This is a genomic window from Acidovorax sp. NCPPB 3576 (assembly GCF_028473605.1).
Lineage (GTDB): Bacteria > Pseudomonadota > Gammaproteobacteria > Burkholderiales > Burkholderiaceae_C > Paracidovorax.
The window spans coordinates 2,782,960-2,804,050 of sequence record NZ_CP097267.1; the positions used below are offsets into that span (position 1 = coordinate 2,782,960).

Consider the following 21,091-nt stretch of genomic DNA (forward strand, 5'->3'; position numbering starts at 1 on the left):
CGGGCCATCGGCAGATACCGCCCCATGAAAAAAGCCTGCGGGCACGCAGGCCGGCAGGCTTTGGCAGGTTCGGCCCCCGGGCGCCAGGGCGGCGGCCGGGACGGTGGAACCTGAAAAAAGAAACGAAAGGAAAGCGCCCTATCTCACTTCTTGTAGTTGGCCAGGCCTTCGACGATTTCCTGGTGGGCGGCATCGATGCCTTCCCAGCCCAGCACCTTGACCCACTTGCCTTCTTCCAGGTCCTTGTAGTGCTCGAAGAAGTGGCTGATGGCCTTCAGGCGCATCGGGTTCACGTCGTCCACGGTCTTCCAGTTTTCGTACATCTTGAGGACCTTGGTGGTGGGCACGGCCAGCACCTTGCCATCGACGCCCGCTTCGTCTTCCATCTTCAGGATGCCGAGCGCGCGGCAGGGCACGACCACGCCGGGCAGCAGCGGATAGGGGGTGATCACCAGCACGTCCACCGGGTCGCCGTCGCCGCTCAGCGTTTGCGGCACGTAGCCGTAGTTGGAGGGGTAGTACATGGCCGTGGTCATGAAACGGTCCACGAAGATGGCGCCCGATTCCTTGTCCACCTCGTACTTGATGGGGTCCGAGTCCATGGGGATCTCGATGACCACATTGAAGGTTTCAGGGGTGTTCTTGCCGGGGGTGACGTTGTTGAGGGACATGGATCTCTGAAGGTTGAGGAGGTGATGGGCTCCGGCGGCCGCGGGACCTGCCCGCGCCGGGCCGGGGGTGGCGCGATTTTAGGCGCATGCCCGGCGGCGCTTGCCCGCACGGGCCCTTGGCAGTAAATTGGGTCCGTTGGCCAATCGTCTCCTGCCTGCTCGCACACACGCAGGCCCCGGGGCACGAGGAAGCAACGCAGCGGAAACACCACCGATGCGTTGTGTTTCCTTTCCGTGCAATCGACACCCAAGGAGACAAAGCATGGCGAACCCGGCAGCGTTGAACCCTCCCCTGATCCTGGCCCTGATCTGCGGATTGATCGCGGTGGCCTACGGCCTCTGGGCCCGCCGCTGGATCTTGTCCAAAGACCCGGGCAACCCCCGCATGCAGGAGATCGCCGGCGCCATTCAGGCCGGCGCGGCTGCCTACCTGGCGCGGCAGTACCGCACCATCGCCATCGTGGGCGTGGTACTGGCCGTGCTCATCAGCCTGTTCCTCGATGCCATGACGGCCGGGGGCTTCGTGGCCGGCGCGGTGCTGTCGGGCGCCTGCGGCTTCATTGGCATGAACGTGTCGGTGCGTGCCAACGTGCGCACCGCCCAGGCCGCCACGCAGGGCATCGGCCCGGCGCTGGACGTGGCCTTTCGCGGCGGGGCCATCACCGGCATGCTGGTGGTGGGCCTGGGGCTTTTGGGGGTGACCGGCTTTTGCTGGCTGCTGGTGGGGCGCGGGCAGTTCACGCCCACGGCCGATCTGGCGGCGCTGCTCAACCCGCTGATCGGCTTTGCCTTCGGCTCCTCGCTGATCTCGATCTTCGCGCGGCTGGGCGGCGGCATCTTCACCAAGGGCGCGGACGTGGGGGCCGACCTGGTGGGCAAGGTGGAGGCCGGCATTCCCGAGGACGACCCGCGCAACCCCGCCGTGATCGCCGACAACGTGGGCGACAATGTGGGCGACTGCGCCGGCATGGCCGCCGACCTGTTCGAGACCTACGCCGTCACGCTGATCGCCACCATGGTGCTGGGCGCGCTCATGGTGACGGCCGCGCCGGTGGCCGCGGTGACCTACCCGCTGGCGCTGGGGGCGGTGTCCATCCTCGCGTCCATCGTGGGCTGCTTTTTCGTCAAGGTCTCGCCCGGCATGAAGAACGTGATGCCGGCGCTGTACAAGGGCCTGGCGATCGCGGGCGTGATTTCGCTGGTCGCGTTCTGGTTCGTCACCGCCTGGCTGGTGCCGGACAACGCCATCGCGGCCAGCGGCACCCAGATGCGGCTCTTCGGCGCCTGCGCGACGGGCCTGGTGCTCACGGCCGCGCTGGTGTGGATCACCGAGTTCTACACCGGCACGCAGTATTCGCCCGTGCAGCACATCGCACAGGCCTCCACCACCGGGCATGGCACCAACATCATCGCGGGGCTGGGCGTGTCGATGCGCTCGACCGCCTGGCCGGTGCTGTGCGTGTGCCTGGCCATCCTGGTGTCTTATGCGCTCGCGGGCCTGTACGGCGTGGCGGTGGCGGCCACGGCCATGCTCAGCATGGCGGGCATCGTCGTGGCACTGGATGCCTACGGCCCCATCACCGACAACGCCGGCGGCATCGCCGAGATGGCCGAAATGCCCGCCAGCGTGCGCGAGATCACCGACCCGCTGGACGCCGTGGGCAACACCACCAAGGCCGTCACCAAGGGCTACGCCATCGGCTCGGCGGGGCTGGCGGCGCTGGTGCTGTTCGCCGACTACACGCACAAGCTCTCAGCCTACGGCCAGGCCATCCGCTTCGACCTGTCGGACCCGATGGTGATCGTGGGCCTGTTCATCGGCGGGCTCATCCCCTACCTGTTCGGCGCCATGGCGATGGAGGCCGTGGACCGCGCGGCGGGCGCGGTGGTGGTCGAGGTGCGCCGCCAATTCCAGACCATCCCCGGCATCATGGACGGCACGGGCAAGCCCGAGTACGGCAAGGCGGTGGACATGCTGACCACCGCCGCCATCAAGGAAATGGTGGTCCCCAGCCTGCTGCCGGTGGTGGTGCCCATCGCCGTGGGCCTGCTGCTGGGACCGAAGGCGCTGGGCGGGCTGCTGATGGGCACCATCGTGACCGGCCTGTTCGTCGCGATCAGCATGTGCACCGGCGGCGGCGCCTGGGACAACGCCAAGAAATACATCGAGGACGGCCACCACGGCGGCAAGGGCAGCGAGGCGCACAAGGCCGCCGTCACCGGCGACACCGTGGGCGACCCCTACAAGGACACCGCCGGCCCGGCGGTGAACCCGCTCATCAAGATCATCAACATCGTGGCGCTGCTGATCGTGCCGCTGGTGGTGCGGTTTCACGGGGGGTGAGCCCCCCGGCACGGGCAATGGCGACAAGGCAAATCAACGAACCGCGAGGAGATCTAGGCAATGACGAACATCCGCAGCGCCTTGTGGATGTTCAGTTTGGGGCTTGAAGCGAACGCACAGCTTGCGAAGCAGGGAGCCTACATGGGCTTCACTTAATACCGCTGTGTAGTAGACCTGTGGCGCATTCGCAGCGCATTGGCGCCATACGCGGCATCCGGATTGAAGACCGCCAAGGGCATGTCTCCCAGCCAGACGATTTCCCGGATCGGATTGCCTGACATCCGATCAGCTTCAGCAAGCCGTGCAATTGGCCATTATTTAATACTTCCAGAATGGCGTGCTATTTTCCGACGTGGAAGCAAGTGCAATCTTCATCAAATCATAAATCTCAGGCACCCCTTTTATACAAAACCAATTGATTTGACCAAAATGATCAACATCCACTCTAAATCTAGCATCCCCATGATCAATTAGATAACTTACCTCTTCGACAAGCGGGGCCTCTTTTAGCTGCTCAGCAGACAGTCGGGGATAGGGAAATGCCATAAATGAAAAATCGGTCGGTTCACCAGCAATTTTTTGCGCAGGCACGATGACACGTCGCAACTGACTAGCAACATTTTCCTCACCCTTTTCCAACAGATTTCCCTCAAGACTTGGCGCCCAAAGAGCAAGAACGTCAACGAGCTTAACTTCTGCCATTTCTTAACTCCCTTTGATGACCCGCTTGTACATCAGTGTGCTACCTAAGGCACAGTCGAAGTTTGTGTTGCAGGTGTTGGATCGGTGTTGCAGCAAGCGCACTAAACAGTTCGTCCGCAGAGGCTAAAAACAGAAGCCCCCCGGACCCCACATCTTTAGCAGCTGGTAGGGATTGCTGGTGGCTTATTTAAGGAAATTACTACCCAAGCAATGACACCAAGGAAGCAATGACAAAAAACAGCGGAACCAAGGCACAGAGAACAACAAAAACTTTCTCTGCCGCTCCTACCCTCGGAAATATTTTGATTGCCACCATAAAAATCACTACAGCCACCCCCTGCATGGCAACCAATTCAACGAGAGTACCTCCATGGAAGTAATTTCCGAAATTAGTGAGAGACAAAACAAGAGGGAAAGCGACAACTGCCACATAGTAGGCCATCTTGATAATTTGATTGCCGGCCATATTCACTCCCTGAAATTTTAGCCCACCACGCAACCCGATGGAATCAGACTGCGCATATCTTTCCAACCCTGGGACGCTCCCGATTCCAATTCTGGAAAGAGTAGCGTCGATGCGACTAAAACAGTCAAGATGTATACACGCAAGAGGGCGTAACGTCAAATATCCAGCGGCTAAAAAATAAGCCGCCCGCCCCTCCAAAGCCTTAGCAGCTGGCAGGGGGTTGCGGGTGGCCTTTTTTAGATTAAAAAAGAAACGGGCCACTGGCGCTTATAGGCATTAGATAGAGTGTTATTTATTTTGAAGCAATCCATTCTGATAATCGGATCCACAAAGGCTGGGTTTGGCTTCAGCTGGATGCACGATGCAACTCCACGTCACCTTACCTTGATCAAGCATAGGCTCTTGCAAAACAATCACCGCAAACTTGGTGCTTTGAATCATGATGGCCCCCCCTGCTGTGACCCAACCAAAGTCGAATTTCATCGGGGCCAAGCTGAACGGTGGCGGCAATTGCAACGGACCGGCCTGTAGCACAGGTTTTCCAGGGGATGCTATTAACGCTTTAGCAATTTCAATCTTCAATGGCGAAGAATGACCAACAACCAAACCAACGTAATGGCGCGGCGTGACTTCAGCCACAGGACTGCAAGCTGCAGCAAATGCAGCCATCAAAACCGTAGCCCTCATTCTCATCGTGTGCATGAGCATCCTGAATCCCCGTTTTGAAGTGCTTTGTTGTACTGGTCAAGCAGTTGACGCGTAATCATGGCCTCAGCCCTTGCATCCAATTGGCGATGCAAAACCCCAAGTGGATTTCCCATCCTGACTCTTGTTATTGCCTTTCCGCCAATGCCTTGATTGACAATGCAGTATTTCATGCGCCAAGGTTTGCAGCAACTCTCTTCGAATCATATCCTGACGCGTCGTATTCGCCCAGCAGATAGCCTTCGGCGTCGTACACGAAAATCGTCGTGCCACGGCCAGCCCTGTGCTTTTTAGCACCTGAAAAAGCAATATCACAACAATCTCGTGGAAAAAACTACGAGATCAATTATTTATTTGAATTAAATCATTTTGACAATCAGAAATTTTTTATTTTAACCGCCCACCAAAACCAACTCTATGCACAGAAAGAAAAGTGTTACTAGCGTCGCTTAATTCAACAGAAAAGGCCATTAACCCATACTGCTCAGAGTATGAATACCGGATTTTTTTACCATCCTGAACACTTTCCACAATCCCAAATTTAAACGAAGTCCCCAACACCCTCATTTGCTCTTGGGCAATTAACTCATAAGAATACCCTCTGTATTCCCATTTCTTTACTTCTGGTTTTTTTGCAATTGGAAATGCAAAGCTGAATTCAGTGCTTGACATACACACATAGTTGTCAGAAGGGCTGCAGAATTCCGCAATTACTGCCCGGTCTCCAGTTGCGAATGATGGTGGCAGAGCCTGTATAGAAATAGTATGGCGTTTATTTAGCGGATTAACATACTCATAAGATTGAGCAAAAACAGGCAATGTGGAAGCAACTCCCAAAACAGCTGCCAAAAAGGTTAAAATTTTCCCATTATCTGCAATCACACTGTTCACTCCAAAATTTACTAGCCCAAGCATCTGCATCCATTTCAGCAGGCGTTTTTTTCGGATCGCGGAAACCATCTCCCGGCCGAGACATATTATTATTCTCATCCATCAAATGTCTGAATTCGTGAGCAAATATAGCAGCGGCTGATGGATCTCCTATCTCCCTATTAAAGAAAGGCCAGTTGAACTGAGAGCTTTGAGTGCTATATCTTGTAGTAGCAAATGTACTACCTGCACGCTTGCCATAGCCCCGATCAATGTTGGGATCGAGAGAAATAGCCCAGTCGTCAAATTTTTTCAACAAATTGGGACAATTTTTCTTGATGCGTTCTCTCATTGCATTGTTTTGGTCAAAAAGCTCTTGATACCTTTTTACCCATTGAACACCATCATTAAATGACTTGAAGTCAGGCTTTAGAATGCGGGCTAAACCCATCGGATCCACATACAAAATAGGGCTCCCTCCTACATAACCATATGTATTAAGGCCACCATTCAATCCAATCGGATCACTTTGCGCATATCTCCCCAACCCCGGAACGTAATCCCGATTCCAATTCTGGTGAATCCCCGATTCCACGTCATAGTACTGACCTGGAAAGCGCAGATTGAACACAAAGTCCGTCTGACCCGCAGGACTGCTCTCGGCTGCCGTGGTGCCGAACGGCTCGCTCATCCAACGCCAGCGCACCGTGTTGGCACGATCAACCACCACCCGCGGAGTATTCAAATGGTCTGCATGGATGTAGTAGACCTGTGGCGCATTCGCAGCCGCATTGGCGCCATACGCGGAATCCGGAGTGAAGACAGCCAAGGGCATGTCTCCCAGCCAGACGATTTCCCGAATCGGATTGCCTGACGCGTCGTATTCGCCCAGTAGATGGCCTTCGGCGTCGTACACGAAAATCGTCGTGCCACCGGCCAACCCCGTGCTTTTTCGCACCCGCAGGCCGTTGTTGTCGTAGGTGTAGCTGGTGGAGCCCTGCGCATTGGTTGCCGAATCCGCCGGCCTTTCAATGTAGCGATGTATTGGTACGACGCTCAAACTTGCAAATTCGGAGGTTTTGAGAGGTTCCGGGAAGAATAGTCACCGAACTATTGCGGAGAGGGCTTTGGCTCTATCGATTTCCTCGGAGAAATTTGCTGGGAAACAGATACTGCCAAAACCATACCTTGCAAATCATGCGCCCATCAACCCGAAGAACTCCGATTTAGATCAAGGGCTTGGAATTTTTTCAGAGCAGACTGCTTATTTTGTAGCAATTCATTCTGATAATCCGATCCACAAAGATTGGGCTTGGCTTCAACTGGATGCACTACGCAACTCCACTTCACTTTACCTTGATCAAGGGTCGGTTCTTGCAACACAACCACTGCGTACTTGGTGCTTTGAATCACGATGGCACCGCCTGTTGTCACCCAACCGAAGGAGAATTCAGGCGTGCTAAAACCAGGTGTCTGCGGCAGTTGCAACGGACCTGCCTGCGGTACAGGCCTCCCAGGGGAGGCTATCAACGACTTAGCAATTTCGGTTCTTAGCGAGGTGGTATGGGCCAAATATGATCCGGCCATATGCTTTGGCGTGTAATCACTTGGCTGATTACAACCCAACATTAGTATGCACAGCAAAAAGGCTATGCAATTTTTTATTATTGTGAGCATGTGCACCCCGCATCGCCGCTGCTCATTGCATCACGGAATTGCTTCAAAAATGCTGGGGTAATCATCGCATCAGCCTTTTCGTCAAGCTGTCGGTGGAAGTACCCCAATGGATTTCCCATTCGAAAGCTATTGCTCAGCAATCGACTGCCCAGTGCCTCGTTTACATGCAGCATCTCATGTGCAATTGTTTGCAACATTAGCTCAGATTGGTATGGACCCAGTTTATCAACTGGGGTGCTGCTATCGCCGTAGTCTCTCGAATTCAACGTGATATTGTTTCTCCAGTCGGTCATGCCTGCACCGTTCTTACCCATGTCGGCCATCGTGATTGACCTCGCTAATTTGTCGAATTCACCAGGGTTAGCGCATCGAAGTGTTGCCACCGCTTTTCTGATTTCCTCATCCGTGGCCAAGCCCAGCCTATCGGTACGGGACAGTGGATTCCCCCCAACATAGATGTAAGTATTCATGCCACCACCCAATCCAATAGGATCACTTTGCGCATATCTCCCCAACCCTGGAACGTAATCCCGATTCCAATTCTGGTGAATCCCCGACTCTACGTCATAGTACTGACCTGGAAAGCGCAGATTGAATACAAAGTCCGTCTGACCCGCAGGACTGCTCTCAGCTGCCGTGGTGCCGAACGGCTCGCTCATCCAACGCCAGCGCACAGTATTGGCACGGTCAACCACCACCCGCGGAGTATTCAAATGGTCTGCATGGATGTAATAGACCTGTGGGGCATTCGCAGCCGCATTGGCGCCATACGTGGAATCCGGAGTGAAGACTGCCAAGGGCATGTCTCCCAGCCAGACGATTTCCCGAATCGGATTACCTGACGCGTCGTATTCGCCCAGTAGATGGCCTTCGGCGTCGTACACGAAAATCGTCGTGCCACCGGCCAGCCCCGTGCTTTTTCGCACCCGCAGGCCGTTGTTGTCGTAGGTGTAGCTGGTGGAGCCCTGCGCATTGGTTGCCCGAACCAGCCGGCCTTTCAAGTCGTATTGCAGCGCGAAGTTGCCATCCGACGTGGTGTTGCCCGCTGCGTCATAGGTCAGCGTGATCGCTGGCTTATCGATGGAGGCCAACTGGTTGCTTTTGGGCTTGAGGTTGTACCAGCTCGATACGCCGTTGTCCGAGGCCACGTTGATGCGGTTGCCTGTACCGTCATACATGTAGGTCCAGGTTCCTTGGGCGGTGCTCACCTGTGTCAGTCTGCCCGATGCGTTGTAGCTGAACTGCTGATCCAGCGAGGGGGCCGATGAGCCGCTCGTTGCACCGGACACTGCACGGTAGTGGGTGTAGCCCGTGATACGGCCTGCCCCGTCGTAAGACACGTCACGCAGATACTCGCCCAGCGGATAGCGTATCAACCGGCCATGGGTGTCCATGACCCTGCTGTGCGCCAACGAGCCGCTGGTCATCGCCCAGTTCCAACTTTGCGGTGCGCCGAAAGGTGCGTATCGCAGCCCGGTGATCAAGGAGGTGGGGGTGCTGGAAGCATCTTTGCCGAGACCCAGGGCAACGGGCAAACCACCGCCATACCCGATATTCAGTTTGCGACCCGAAGGGTAGGTCATGCCGATCACGTTGCCCGCCGCGTGGTATTCGTAAAGCGTGGATAAGACAACGGCCTTCTGGTTGGCAGTCGAGTTCGGATGGAGCGTTTGCTGGGCCTTGGTCACACGCCCTTGGGCGTTGTAGGCATAGGTGGTCGTCCCTTCGGGGAAATTGAAAAAAACGCACCCACGCCATTAATTAGTCCGCCCTGAACAATTCTGCTTTCAGCATCAGACGGGTCGGCGGTCATCAGGTGCTGCGACCAGTGCAGAGATGACTGCCTGCATGGACAGCCCGAATCGGACGCAATAAAGCCGCAGCGCGGCCAGGATCAGGCGCAGGTTGTGCCCGGCGCCGCACATCACCGCATGCAGCGCATCGCCCAGCGCACCCTTGAGCGGATTGCGACCCAGCCTGCCGTCCATCTTCATGTGGCCTATCGCTGGCTCGATGGCGCTTCTTCGCTTGATCATGGCCTTGAGCGTCCTCGTGATGCCCCGCTTCTGGCCCGAGCGCAGGATGCGCACGCCTTCGATCTCCACACCCCGGTAGCCCTTGTCCACGATGGCCGTGGCGGGCGGCCTGTCCGTGCCTGTGAGGATGCCCACCTGCTCCAGCGTCTGGGCCAACGTGTGGCCGTCGTAGGGGTTGCCCGGCATGGAGCGCATGCCCACCACCAGGCCTTCCTTGAGCGTGGTGGCGATGCTGACCTTCACGCCGAACTCGTAGGGTGTCCTGGCTTTGCCCTTGCTGATGCACTCCACCTCGGGCGCGTGCAGGGCGTACAGCTTGCTCTTGTCCTTGGGTGCCTGGGTCAGGATGCGACCTGTGCGCTGCAGCAGGTCCAGGACCTTGGCTTTGGCCGCTTCGGGCAGCACGTGCAGTTGGCGCTGCACCTCGCGGTGCACCCGCCCGACACGAGTGCGCAGCGTGCGCACGGCCTTCTTCATGCGCTTGAATTGCCTGGCGTGCGCGTAGCGCCCGATCTGCACGGCCAACCGAGGGGCCACCCGGTTGTAGTTCTGGCGCAGCCGCAGTCCGTTGTCCTCGGCCGCCTTGACCAAGTGCTGGCGACTCTTGTCCAGCAAGCGGCTGTCGGTGGGGTGCGCAATGGCCTTGGGCATCACCGTGGTGTCCACGATCACCTGCTGCGTACTGGCCTTCTGGATCACGCCGCCCTGGCGGGCAGCGTCGATGCTGGCGGCCAGCAGCGTCTCCACGCCTTCTTCGCCGATGCGCTTTCTCCAGCGCGTCAGGCTCGACGGATCGATGGGCGCCTCGGTCTGCAGGTAGGTCTCGCCGCAGAAGAACTGCCAGTACGGGTTCTCCACCCACGTATTGACCACGGCTTCGTCGGAGGCGTCGAACGTGTGCTGCAGGTACAGCAGGCCGGCGACCAAGCGCGGCGGCAAGGCCGGCCGGCCACGCACAGAAGTGAACGACACCGCGAACGTGCGCTCGATCTCGGCCCAGTCGATCAGCGCCGCCAGTCGGACCAGCGGGTGCTGCATGTTGATCAACTCGTCGAGCCGGGAGATGAACAACTCGCCGCTCTGCGGCTGTGAAGGCTTCGGACCCATCGAACTCCTCGGGGCGATTTGCAAGAAAACAGGTACTGGAACAACCATACCTTGCAAATCCTGCGTCCATCAAACCGAAGAACTGCAAGCCAGATCAACAGCTTGGGAATTGTTCAGGACGGACTAATTACCATCTGGTTCTAAGCGAATACCGTCGCAAGTGACATAGCAATCAATAAATCCAGCAATTTCACCAGGAGCATAGATCAACAAAAACCCATCATTTAAGGCAATAGTAAATTGTGGATTCGCAGTTTTTTCATCACAAATGCCATTAATCTCAACACGCTGAGCAGGTTGAATTACAAAATACTCAGAAAGTGGTTCCAGCAGGACTTTTACTGGCTCCGCCCCTTCATTTACCAAAGGCAGTTTCACGAATAAATTAGTCATATAAAAACTTACTTCCAAAGCCTCAATATTTCATCCATATAATTAGCGCGTGCAGGCGCTACTGTGCCGCCACGTCCCGCAGCTGCTGCTTGTTGGTACAAATTTCTTATAGTCTCAATTTCTGCTCTGCTTATGCTGCCTTGAATTTGTGCCATTGCAGCAGCATCGAGTCCGCCGCTAGCTCGCCGCACACCTTCAATGCCATTTCCCCACTTCAAGATTGATTTGAGTTCAGGTGCCGTTCTCGTTGCAAAAACAGCGGCTTTTGCAACATCTCTGATCGCCCCAGGTCCAAGGCAAATGTTAGGTCCACCACCGGTAGCGATGCAACCGCCATCATCGACTCGGGGAGGAGGCATCAAGGGTTCGCAACTTGACCCGGTGTCAAGGGTAAGCGGCTCCCAAAAGCTCCCGCCTGGAATTATTCCGGCCAATCCAGCGGGATCAACGTACCGTAGTGGATTCGCCCCCACATATGCATAGGTATTCAACCCTCCCTGCAGCCCTATCGGATCAGACTGCGCATATCTTCCCAACCCCGGAACGTAATCCCGATTCCAATTCTGGTGAATCCCCGACTCCACGTCATAGTACTGACCTGGAAAGCGCAGATTGAATACAAAGTCCGCTTGACCCGCAGGACTGCTCTCGGCTGCCGTGGTGCCGAACGGCTCGCTCATCCAACGCCAGCGCACCGTGTTGGCACGATCAACCACCACCCGCGGAGTATTCAAATGGTCTGCATGGATGTAGTAGACCTGTGGCGCATTCGCAGCCGCATTGGCGCCATACGCGGAATCCGGAGTGAAGACCGCCAAGGGCATGTCTCCCAGCCAGACGATTTCCCGAATCGGATTGCCTGACGCGTCGTATTCGCCCAGTAGATGGCCTTCGGCGTCGTACACGAAAATCGTCGTGCCACCGGCCAGCCCCGTGCTTTTTCGCACCCGCAGGCCGTTGTTGTCGTAGGTGTAGCTGGTGGAGCCCTGCGCATTGGTTGCCCGAACCAGCCGGCCTTTCAAGTCGTATTGCAGCGCGAAGTTGCCATCCGACGTGGTGTTGCCCGCTGCGTCATAGGTCAGCGTGATCGCTGGCTTATCGATGGAGGCCAACTGGTTGCTTTTGGGCTTGAGGTTGTACCAGCTCGATACGCCGTTGTCCGAGGCCACGTTGATGCGGTTGCCTGTACCGTCATACATGTAGGTCCAGGTTCCTTGGGCGGTGCTCACCTGTGTCAGTCTGCCCGATGCGTTGTAGCTGAACTGCTGATCCAGCGAGGGGGCCGATGAGCCGCTCGTTGCACCGGACACTGCACGGTAGTGGGTGTAGCCCGTGATACGGCCTGCCCCGTCGTAAGACACGTCACGCAGATACTCGCCCAGCGGATAGCGTATCAACCGGCCATGGGTGTCCATGACCCTGCTGTGCGCCAACGAGCCGCTGGTCATCGCCCAGTTCCAACTTTGCGGTGCGCCGAAAGGTGCGTATCGCAGCCCGGTGATCAAGGAGGTGGGGGTGCTGGAAGCATCTTTGCCGAGACCCAGGGCAACGGGCAAACCACCGCCATACCCGATATTCAGTTTGCGACCCGAAGGGTAGGTCATGCCGATCACGTTGCCCGCCGCGTCGTATTCGTAAAGCGTGGATAAGACAACGGCCTTCTGGTTGGCAGTCGAGTTCGGATGGAGCGTTTGCTGGGCCTTGGTCACACGCCCTTGGGCGTTGTAGGCATAGGTGGTCGTCCCTTCGGGGAAGCTGATCGTGGTCAACCGACCGATACCGTTGGCGAAATCGCCACCCGTCTGGTCGTAAATCCATGTGTAGCTTTGGCTCTGCTGCCCAGCCTGGCTGAAAGTGCTGCCAGTCAGCCGGTTGATGGCGTCGTAGGTATGGGTGGCAAGCACGCCACGGCTGTCTTTGCTGGTCAGCAGGTTGCCCGCAGGGTCGTAACTCAGTTCGGTGCTACCGGTATCTGGGCTGCGCTGCTGTTTGACCTGCCCCAATCCGTCGCGGTCATACTGTGTCGTCAGGCCTATCGGGTCGAATACAGCACTGACCTGGTTGCTGCTGTCGTAGCTGATGACGGTGCTGTTGCCGGATGGATCGAGAACTTTCTTGGTCCGCCCCAACGCATCGTATTCATTACTGGTTGCCAGAGCCAAGTCTGGGCTATCGGGTGCCTGGGTCACCACCGTCGGATGACCTTGAGCGTCATAAGCCAAGCTCACCACAGGTGTGGGCGAAACAGGTGGGCTGGGCAATGCCATCGGTGCACCCGCCACGGTGAAAGACAGCGCATTGGAGTTGCTGGCAGAGACCGCTGCACTACCGGCATAGCTGGCGCTCAGGTGATGGGAGCCGGCCACGGCAAAGCTGGTTTTCAGCGTCGCAACACCGGCATTCAAGTTGGCCGTGCCCAAGGAGGCAGAGCCGTCCTTGAATGTGACGGTCCCTGTGGCCGTGGATGGGCTGATGGTGGCCCGCAGGGTAACGGCCTCGTTGGCGACGCTGCTCGAAGGGGCGGCGCCCAATGCCAGCGTGCTGGCAGTGGCGGTTGCCTTGACCGTCAGTTGCTTTGCCGAAGAGGTGCTGGCAGCGTAGGTGCTATTGCCCGCATATACGGCTGTGAGACTCTGCGTGCCCACCGTAGCGAACGTTGTAGCCAGGCTGGCCACGCCTGTGCTGTTCAGGGTGGCATTACCCAAGTTCGTGGTTCCCGCCATGAAACGAACCGTGCCCTTTGCGGCACTCGGCTTGATGGTTGCCGTGAGTGTGGTGGATTGCCCCACAGAGACGGTGGACGACGCGAGCGTTAAATCGCTCGTGGTTTTGGTCAAGGCCTGAGCCTGGGTAAACCATGGAACAAGGCACCAGCACAGGATGAGAAAAAGACGGCGCAAGAATGACCGCAGAGGGGCTTTAAAAAGAGCGGCTGTATCCATCGAGGCCGGCTGAATCAATGCAAACATGTTGGGCGTCTCTTATTCCAAGCCGGTGGTCTTTTGCAAGCGGCCCACAGCGTCGTACATACGGGTGATCTGGCGGCTGAGAACACCGGCAGGATCTTTGGTTTGCTGAGCGACACGGTTACCTGCGTTGTCCAGCGTGTAATCGATTCGGTTGCCCAGGTTGTCAGTAACGGCGGCCAAACGGTGGGCAGCGTCGTACTCAAAGCCAATCCAATTAGCATCGGGCCGCGTGGCCCGCGTCAACTGACCTACGGCATCGTATGCATAAGTGGTTGTCTGACCCGCAACCGAAGTGCTCAACAGGCGCTGGCGCGCATCATAGGTATTGGCAGTGACAACACCATTCGGATCGGTAATCTGGGTGATCTGGCCTGCGCCGCTGTAGCTGTACAGGGTGACATGGCCCAGTGGGTTGGTGACCTTGGTGGTGTTCCCCGCAATGTCGTAGCCGTAGGTCCATACTTTGCCGCGCGTGTCGGTCATGCTTGCCACCAAGCCTTGATCGTTGTATGTCCAACGAACGGTCCGGCTCTCGTTGCTCGCAGCGTCGGTGATGGTTTCGCTGAGCTTGTTGCCCAACGGGTCGTAGGTGTATGCGGTCGTGCGGCTCGCCTCCGTGATCATGACCGGCAGATGCAGCGCTGGATGCCACTGAGTTTGCGTGGTTTGTGCCAAAGGGGTGCTGGCTGCGCGGGTGGTTTTAAGCAGCAAACGGCGTGAAACATCCCATTCAAAGGTGGTTTTGTTACCAAGGAAGTCCGTTTCCAGAATGGGCAGATTCAAACCATCGGCAAAACTGCGGCTGGCGACGGTAGCGCCTTCAAAGGGACCGCTCGCGCCTAGGGTGCGCACCGTGCCGTCGCCACCTTGGTAGTTCCAGGTTTGCACATTGCCACGCGGATCGGTGGTTTGAACGCTGCTTTGGTACAGGGCCCCATCGACACTGCCAGTGGTCAGGCTGCCCTTATCCGCACTATTACCTTCGGGGTATGTGACGCTATAGCTGAGTACCCCCCCTGCGTGGCTGGTGGATGTGGCACGGCCGTCAGCGTCATAACTGAAGGTCGCATAGCGCCGTCCGCTCTCATCGTTGATGCCGGTGAGCAAATCAGGATATTGAGCATTCTCATATAGATAGGATTTGCTTCGGTTGTCTGGATAAAGCACGCCAAGGGGACGACCCGTGCCATGCAAGGTATATGCGATGGTCTGGCCATTAGGGGCCGTAACGCTTGCAAGATAGCCTTGAGTGTCATAGAAGAATTGCAGCTTGCGACCAAAGGCATTGGTCACCTGGGTCAACGCACCGCCTGCATAGCTGAGTGTCATGACCCACCCGTTGCGCTGCCCTATTTTGACGAGTACGTTATTACCATCGAATTGCCAATATGCATCGTCCTCCAGGCGAGTGATCCGCCATCCATCCGTATTTTGCTCCAAGCGGTATTCCCCGCTGTCGTTGACCCAGGGATCCGTTTTGGTATTTCGGGTGAACAGGGCCAATGTCCCGTTGCCGAATTGCGCATTGCGTTGGAAATCGCCGCCTACCAGCTGAGCAGAATAATTGTGTGACCAATAGCCTCCCCAACCTACGGGGACCTGGCTACCGCTGCTGCGATAAGTGCGAACAAGGCTTAAAGGGTGAGCACTTTGGTCCTGCCAATCAGTTTCAACTTGAATTTTGGCGCCAGACACAGGGGCAACAGGATTGCCAAGCAGTACCCCTGGATCTGCTCTGCAGATGGGAACATCTGTGACATTGATATCCATTTCTGTACTAACGTTATTGCAATCTCTGCAGGCTGCGGTCAGGCGGGCAACCATCGGGCGGCGCGGGGGAATATAAGTAAATTTGAACTTTCCATTCATATCGGTCTTTCCATTGATTGATAGACCTCCAGGAACAGACACTGTAACAAGCCAATTCCTACCCGGCTCACCATTGGCTTTTAATGTTGCAGCCATCGATAATGCCGGCCCAGCAGGCAAGACTTTTGTGGCCGCCGGACCATCAATACTGATGCTGAAGCTGCTTATACAAACTTGATATTCAGGCGAATAAACTGGACTTCCTGGAGGGCAAACGCATGAGGCGTTATCTTCGCTGGGTCTAAGGTGTCCAAAAGGACCGTCAGGATACCACCCATAAGGACAAGATGCGGCGATCTCTTGTTCGCTTGCATATAGGTGCCCAGGAGCATAAAACATGCATACCTTTTGATATGAAAAGCTACCGGGCAATAATTCATACGATTCATACCACCCTGGCTTCCACGCATTGGCATCAATGATCGACTGCTCACAAGCTTCGCCTGGCGTTGCGTGAAAGCCGGGAGGCCCCCAAAGAGGAGCCGGGGGAGCAGCTGCAACACACAGCGGCGAGAACAAGAAAAGAGCCGTCAGGAGCAGGTACCGCCGGACACTTTTCAATCGCGAATTGAAAATTAGCATCAGCTTTTCAAGAAATCTCATTATTTTTCCAGCGAATTTCAAAAAATATTTTTCAGACCGATAGCGCAGTCGTGGCCAGCGCTTCAATGTCAAAGGTAAAGGTAAAAATGGGGAACCCCTCAATGCCCCCACTCGCTTTCATCAGAGCGTGTTTCTGGCGCAACTCCCCCAGGGAACCGCAGGGTTGATCAAACTCACGGAATGGGATCTGTCGGTAATTTTTATTGATGGGCCAGAGAACCCTCAAGATCAAAAATTTGCACCAACATGCATTGTCGCAAGTTTAACTTTAAAACAATAATTTTATTGCTTTAAAGTTAAATCAACCACGAAGTGGCCGGCAGACGTTTGACGAACGCGTGCTGATCCCGGTCGCCGCAGGTATCGGCAGCGCTTTATGGATAGTCCAGCATGCGCCCGAAGCGAACGTGCGGCTTGCCGAAGGCGGGAAACGCCGCATGGGTTCTGCCTGCAACCCAGCGGTGTTTTGGCTTTCGGCAGTGGTGTGATTCCCTTTATTGCCCGTTCACCAGCAGGCGTGTCGCCTCCGATGTCTTGACGCCGCTGGCATTGGCCGTGCGCACGACCAATCCCTTGTACCGGCCCGACGCGACCAGCCAGGCGTAGCTGACGTTGGCGACGGTGGCGCCGCCAGTCACTTCGACCTTGATCTTGCAGGCGGGGAACGTTCCGGCCAGCACGCTGACCGACTCTGCCGAGTAGGTGGTGATGCTGGTCTGTGCCAGCGCAGGCTGCGTGGTCCCGCCGCTTTCGGTCGTGGTGGAGTAGCTGGCCGCATAGGCCGTGCCCAGGGCCGGGTTCAGCGGCGCGCCGGTATAGGCATAAGGCGTGAAATAGCTGCTGGCCGTGGTGGTGGTGCCCTGAAAGAGATTGGAAACGGTCAAACCATAGGTCTGCCGCACATCACCGACGACGCTCGAATAATTGTTTTCGGTCGTCGTCATGACGCTGCCGCCGAAACTGCCATTCACGGCCGCATTGCTGTAAGTGGTGGTATTGACCTGGTTCACCAGGAACAGGCCGGTCTTGTCGCGAAAGCTCGCGCCATTCGACGTGGCGAATCTGCGTTGCTGGGTGGAAATGACCGTGGTGCCGTCGGTGTAATAAACGTTTCCGTCGATCTGGGCGGTATTGCCCGCCACCGTGAGGACGTTGCCGTCCTCACCGCAATCGCTGGCCACGGTCGAAGGCGCAGGGGTGGGCGTCGCAGGGGCCGTATCGCCGGGAGCGGGTGTTGTGGGAGTGGCACCCCCTGGGGTTCCGGCGATGCTGCTATCGCCGCCGCCCCCGCCGCCACATGCGGATAACACGCAAAGGGCGATGGCGCTGAGTACCGTGGTGGTGGTTTTGGAGGGTTTGAAGTGGCCAGCGTTGTTGGAACGATTTTTAATGCCGGAACGATTCATGGTGAACACAATGGTTTGAAAGGGCCCGTAGCCTATGCGAGGCGCAGATATTTTTTAAATCAATTTCAACCGGTTACATCTGCGTGCCAACAAACGACTCAAACCAGCGCCGCGTTGAAATCGACTGGCTATTTTTTGACAAATGCTTTAGCGAATGGCAGTTGCCTTCTTTATGGGCATGGAGTGATCCCAGCCAAGAAAGACCCAGCGATTGAATCGGCCTTCGCTTGAATGGCCAGCCGGCCCCAATGCCCCCAAGGGGGCGTTATCAAGCAGCCCTGCCTTGCCCACGCGGGTGCGGGCGCACCGGCCCGGAACGCGCCTCGATGGTCGCCTGCACCTCACGGCGCAGCCCCATCGCAAACCCCAGTTCGGCCGCCACGAACAGCGGCCCGACGATCAGGCCTGCCAAGTCGTCCACGAACGCCGGCTTGCGGCCTTCGTAGTAGTGGCCCACGAACTGGATCACCCAGCCCACCAAGAACAGCCCGAGCCCCGCGCCCAGCCACAGCGCCGTGGATTGCCCAGCCAGCCATTGGCCCACGGCCAGCATGGCGGCGAGCACCAGCGCCATCGCCACGCCGTAGCGCGCATCGAGCAGGAAATAGAAGACGCACACGGCCAGCGCCGCCAGCAGCGCGAGCGACACCGGCAGGCCGCCCAGCAGCCACGTGGGGCGCGACAGCAGCACCGTCACGGCCAGCATGATCATGGGCACGCCGACGAAATGGGTCTGGATATTGCGCGGATCGCGGTGGTAGTCGGCGTAGCCCGACAGGTGGTCGATCAGGGTTTTCATAGGGTGTCTCCGGGGTCTGTGCATCAGCGCTGCGCGGAATAATCGCGCCAGTGCAGCCAGGGTGTCTGTCGGCCAGCCGACACAACGGCCACCATGGCCTGGGCGCGTGCGGCACCGGCCGGCACGTGTTTCCCGAGACCGGCCTGCGCCGCCTCTGCCTCCCCTATCTTCTGCATGACCTCGCCTGCCGATCACCTGCCCACGCTGCGCTCTGGCCGCTGGTTCGCCGCGCTGCCGCCCGGCCTGGCGCAGGCGCTGATCGACATGGCGGAAACCCGCTCGCTGGCTACCGGTGAGGCGCTGTTCCTGCGCGGCAACGCGCCCTGCGGGCTCTACGCCGTGGTGCGTGGCGCCATCGACATCTCGGGCGTGGGCGGCCAGAGCGACAAGGCGCGCGCCTCGCTGCTCACGCGGCTGGAGGTGCCGGCCTGGTTCGGCGAGATCGCGCTGTTCGACGGCTCGGTGCGCACGCACGACGCGCATGCCGCCACCCCGGGCACCTTGCTGCTGCATGTGCCCCAGGAGCCGCTGCTGGCGCACCTGGCGCGGCACCCGCAGCACTGGCATGCGCTCGCCCTGCTGCTGACCGACAAGCTGCGCACCGCGCTGGTCGCCCTGGAAGAGATGGCCCTGCTGCCCGCGCCGCAACGGGTGGCGTGGCGGCTGGCGCTGATGGCCGAAGGCTACGGCCAGTGGACGGACGGGGCCCGGTCGCGGCGCGTGATCGCGCTGTCGCAGGAAGAACTGTCGCTGATGCTCGCGCTCTCGCGCCAGACCATCAACCAGATCCTGCAGGATTTGCAGGCGCGCGGCCTGCTGCAGGTGCACCGCGGAGAGATCGAGGTGTGCGACCTGCCGGCGCTGCGGGCAGCGGGCGGCTGAGCGCAGGCCCGTCGATCTGCCCGTCAAACGGCTGACCCGATGCGATCTGGCCTGACTGGCCTGGCTGGGGGCGGCCTGCTCCCCAAGCGCCGTGCAGGCCCTGCGGGCGCACAATCCGCCCATGCAGCTCCACTACATCGCCAACGCGCCCGTGGCCTCGTCCTCCGGCCGCACCATCGCCGTGATCGACCCCTCCGACGGCCAGCCCTTCGACGAGATCCAGCGCGGCACCGAGGAGGACATCGACGCAGCGGTCCACGCAGCGCGCCAGTGCCACGAGGCCGTGTGGCGCAAGCTGGCGCCGGTCGAGCGGGGCCGCCTGCTGATGCGCCTTTCGGTGCTGGTGTCCGAGCATGCCGAGGAACTGGCCGCCATCGAGCAGCGCGACTGTGGCAAGCCCACCCGGCAGGCCCGGGCCGATGCGCAGGCGCTGGCGCGCTACTTCGAGTTCTATGCCGGCGCCTGCGACAAGCTGCACGGCGAGACCCTGCCCTACCTGGACGGCTACAGCGTGCTCACCTGGCGCGAGCCGCACGGCGTGACCGGGCACATCGTGCCGTGGAACTACCCGATGCAGATCTTCGGGCGCTGCGTGGGCGGCGCGCTGGCGGCGGGCAACGTGTGCGTGGTCAAGCCGGCCGAGGACGCCTGCCTGTCGCTGCTGCGCGTGGCGCAACTGGCCACGCAGGCGGGCTTTCCGGCGGGGGCCATCAACATCGTCACCGGCTACGGCCATGAGGCGGGCGACGCGCTGGCCCGCCACCCGGGCATCGACCACATCAGCTTCACCGGCAGCCCGCGCATCGGCACGCTGATCCAGCAGGCGGCGGCGGAGCGGCACTGCCCCGTCACGCTGGAGCTGGGCGGCAAGAGCCCGCAGGTGATCTTCGCCGACGCCGACCTGGATGCGGCGGTGCCGGTGGTCATCAACGCCATCGTGCAGAATGCCGGGCAGACCTGCTCGGCCGGCTCGCGCGTGCTGATCGATTCGCTCATCTACGAGCCGCTGCTGGAGCGCCTGGGCCGCGCCTTCGAGGCCCTGCGCGTGGGCCCCGCAGCGATGGACCTGGACGTGGGCCCGCTCATCCGCCAGAGCCAGCAGCAGCGCGTGTGGGACTTCCTCTCCGATGCCCAGGTGGCGGGCATTCCGCTGGTGGCGCAGGGCACGGTGGTGGACGAGGCGCCCGAGACGGGCTTCTACCAGGCCCCCACGCTGCTGCGCGACGTGCCGGTGGACCACCGCCTGGCGCAGGAAGAAGTGTTCGGCCCCGTGCTCTCGGCCATGGCCTTCGAGGACGAGGACCACGCGGTGGAGCTGGCCAACGCCACGCGCTTCGGCTTGGTGGCGGGCGTGTGGACGCGCGACGGCGCCCGCCAGTTCCGCATGGCGCGGCGCATCGCCAGCGGCCAGGTCTTCATCAACAACTACGGCGCGGGCGGCGGGGTGGAACTGCCCTTCGGCGGCGTGAAGTCGAGCGGCCACGGGCGCGAAAAAGGCTTCGAGGCGCTGTACGGCTTCACCACCCTCAAGACGGTGGCCATCCGCCACGGGTAGCGATTGCTACCAAATCAATAGCACCATGCCCTAGTGA

17 protein-coding genes are annotated in these 21,091 nt (G+C 58.7%); 3 read left to right on the plus strand and 14 right to left on the minus strand.

Annotated elements, in window-relative coordinates:
• Positions 1–143 precede the first annotated feature (143 nt).
• On the minus strand, positions 144–671 hold the full coding sequence (gene ppa, locus M5C98_RS12780) for an inorganic diphosphatase (protein WP_272547814.1): 528 nt from the start codon (positions 669–671) through the stop codon (positions 144–146).
• A gap of 262 nt (positions 672–933) precedes the next feature.
• Between ppa and M5C98_RS12785 the strand changes: the two genes are divergently transcribed.
• Complete coding sequence (locus tag M5C98_RS12785) at positions 934–3,015, plus strand: sodium-translocating pyrophosphatase (protein ID WP_272547815.1); 2,082 nt, start codon at positions 934–936, stop codon at positions 3,013–3,015.
• A gap of 318 nt (positions 3,016–3,333) precedes the next feature.
• Here the strand turns inward: M5C98_RS12785 and M5C98_RS12790 are convergent, their stop codons facing one another.
• From M5C98_RS12790 to M5C98_RS12850, 13 genes are all read right to left on the minus strand, one after another.
• Positions 3,334–3,717, minus strand: a complete 384-nt coding sequence (locus M5C98_RS12790; RefSeq protein WP_272547816.1) for a hypothetical protein — start codon at positions 3,715–3,717, stop codon at positions 3,334–3,336.
• A 199-nt stretch (positions 3,718–3,916) separates the two neighbouring features.
• Positions 3,917–4,444, minus strand: a complete 528-nt coding sequence (locus tag M5C98_RS12795; protein WP_272547817.1) for a hypothetical protein — start codon at positions 4,442–4,444, stop codon at positions 3,917–3,919.
• A 27-nt stretch (positions 4,445–4,471) separates the two neighbouring features.
• A complete protein-coding gene (locus M5C98_RS12800) occupies positions 4,472–4,891 on the minus strand; it encodes a hypothetical protein (protein ID WP_272547818.1) in 420 nt (139 codons plus the stop codon).
• 384 nt (positions 4,892–5,275) lie between these two features.
• Positions 5,276–5,770, minus strand: coding sequence for a hypothetical protein (locus M5C98_RS12805; protein ID WP_272547819.1), 495 nt, complete (start codon positions 5,768–5,770; stop codon positions 5,276–5,278).
• Positions 5,757–6,818, minus strand: a complete 1,062-nt coding sequence (locus tag M5C98_RS12810; RefSeq protein WP_272547820.1) for an RHS repeat domain-containing protein — start codon at positions 6,816–6,818, stop codon at positions 5,757–5,759. The genes M5C98_RS12805 and M5C98_RS12810 overlap by 14 nt, the downstream gene beginning before the upstream one ends.
• A gap of 146 nt (positions 6,819–6,964) precedes the next feature.
• Entirely contained in the window at positions 6,965–7,330 is a 366-nt protein-coding gene (locus M5C98_RS12815) for a hypothetical protein (RefSeq protein ID WP_272547821.1), read from the minus strand.
• Positions 7,331–7,422: 92 nt separating this feature from the next.
• The gene (locus tag M5C98_RS12820) at positions 7,423–9,123 is read right to left on the minus strand and encodes an RHS repeat domain-containing protein (protein ID WP_272547822.1); all 1,701 of its coding nucleotides are present in this window, start codon (positions 9,121–9,123) and stop codon (positions 7,423–7,425) included.
• 105 nt (positions 9,124–9,228) lie between these two features.
• The gene (locus tag M5C98_RS12825; protein WP_272547823.1) at positions 9,229–10,578 is read right to left on the minus strand and encodes an IS5 family transposase; all 1,350 of its coding nucleotides are present in this window, start codon (positions 10,576–10,578) and stop codon (positions 9,229–9,231) included.
• Between the two features lie 123 nt (positions 10,579–10,701).
• On the minus strand, positions 10,702–10,956 hold the full coding sequence (locus tag M5C98_RS12830) for a hypothetical protein (RefSeq protein WP_272547824.1): 255 nt from the start codon (positions 10,954–10,956) through the stop codon (positions 10,702–10,704).
• A gap of 23 nt (positions 10,957–10,979) precedes the next feature.
• Positions 10,980–13,940: an RHS repeat domain-containing protein gene (locus M5C98_RS12835; protein WP_272547825.1), complete on the minus strand. Its 2,961-nt coding sequence runs from the start codon at positions 13,938–13,940 to the stop codon at positions 10,980–10,982.
• A gap of 12 nt (positions 13,941–13,952) precedes the next feature.
• Complete coding sequence (locus M5C98_RS12840; RefSeq protein ID WP_272547826.1) at positions 13,953–16,412, minus strand: DUF6531 domain-containing protein; 2,460 nt, start codon at positions 16,410–16,412, stop codon at positions 13,953–13,955.
• A gap of 494 nt (positions 16,413–16,906) precedes the next feature.
• Positions 16,907–17,818: a hypothetical protein gene (locus tag M5C98_RS12845; protein WP_272547827.1), complete on the minus strand. Its 912-nt coding sequence runs from the start codon at positions 17,816–17,818 to the stop codon at positions 16,907–16,909.
• A 268-nt stretch (positions 17,819–18,086) separates the two neighbouring features.
• Positions 18,087–18,617, minus strand: coding sequence for an Mpo1 family 2-hydroxy fatty acid dioxygenase (locus M5C98_RS12850; protein WP_272547828.1), 531 nt, complete (start codon positions 18,615–18,617; stop codon positions 18,087–18,089).
• A 174-nt stretch (positions 18,618–18,791) separates the two neighbouring features.
• On the opposite strand from M5C98_RS12850, the gene M5C98_RS12855 reads away from it, so the two are divergent.
• Together M5C98_RS12855 and M5C98_RS12860 are read left to right on the plus strand one after the other, a co-directional pair.
• Positions 18,792–19,499: a Crp/Fnr family transcriptional regulator gene (locus M5C98_RS12855; RefSeq protein ID WP_272547829.1), complete on the plus strand. Its 708-nt coding sequence runs from the start codon at positions 18,792–18,794 to the stop codon at positions 19,497–19,499.
• Between the two features lie 121 nt (positions 19,500–19,620).
• Positions 19,621–21,054, plus strand: a complete 1,434-nt coding sequence (locus M5C98_RS12860) for an aldehyde dehydrogenase family protein (RefSeq protein WP_272547830.1) — start codon at positions 19,621–19,623, stop codon at positions 21,052–21,054.
• Positions 21,055–21,091: the final 37 nt, after the last annotated feature.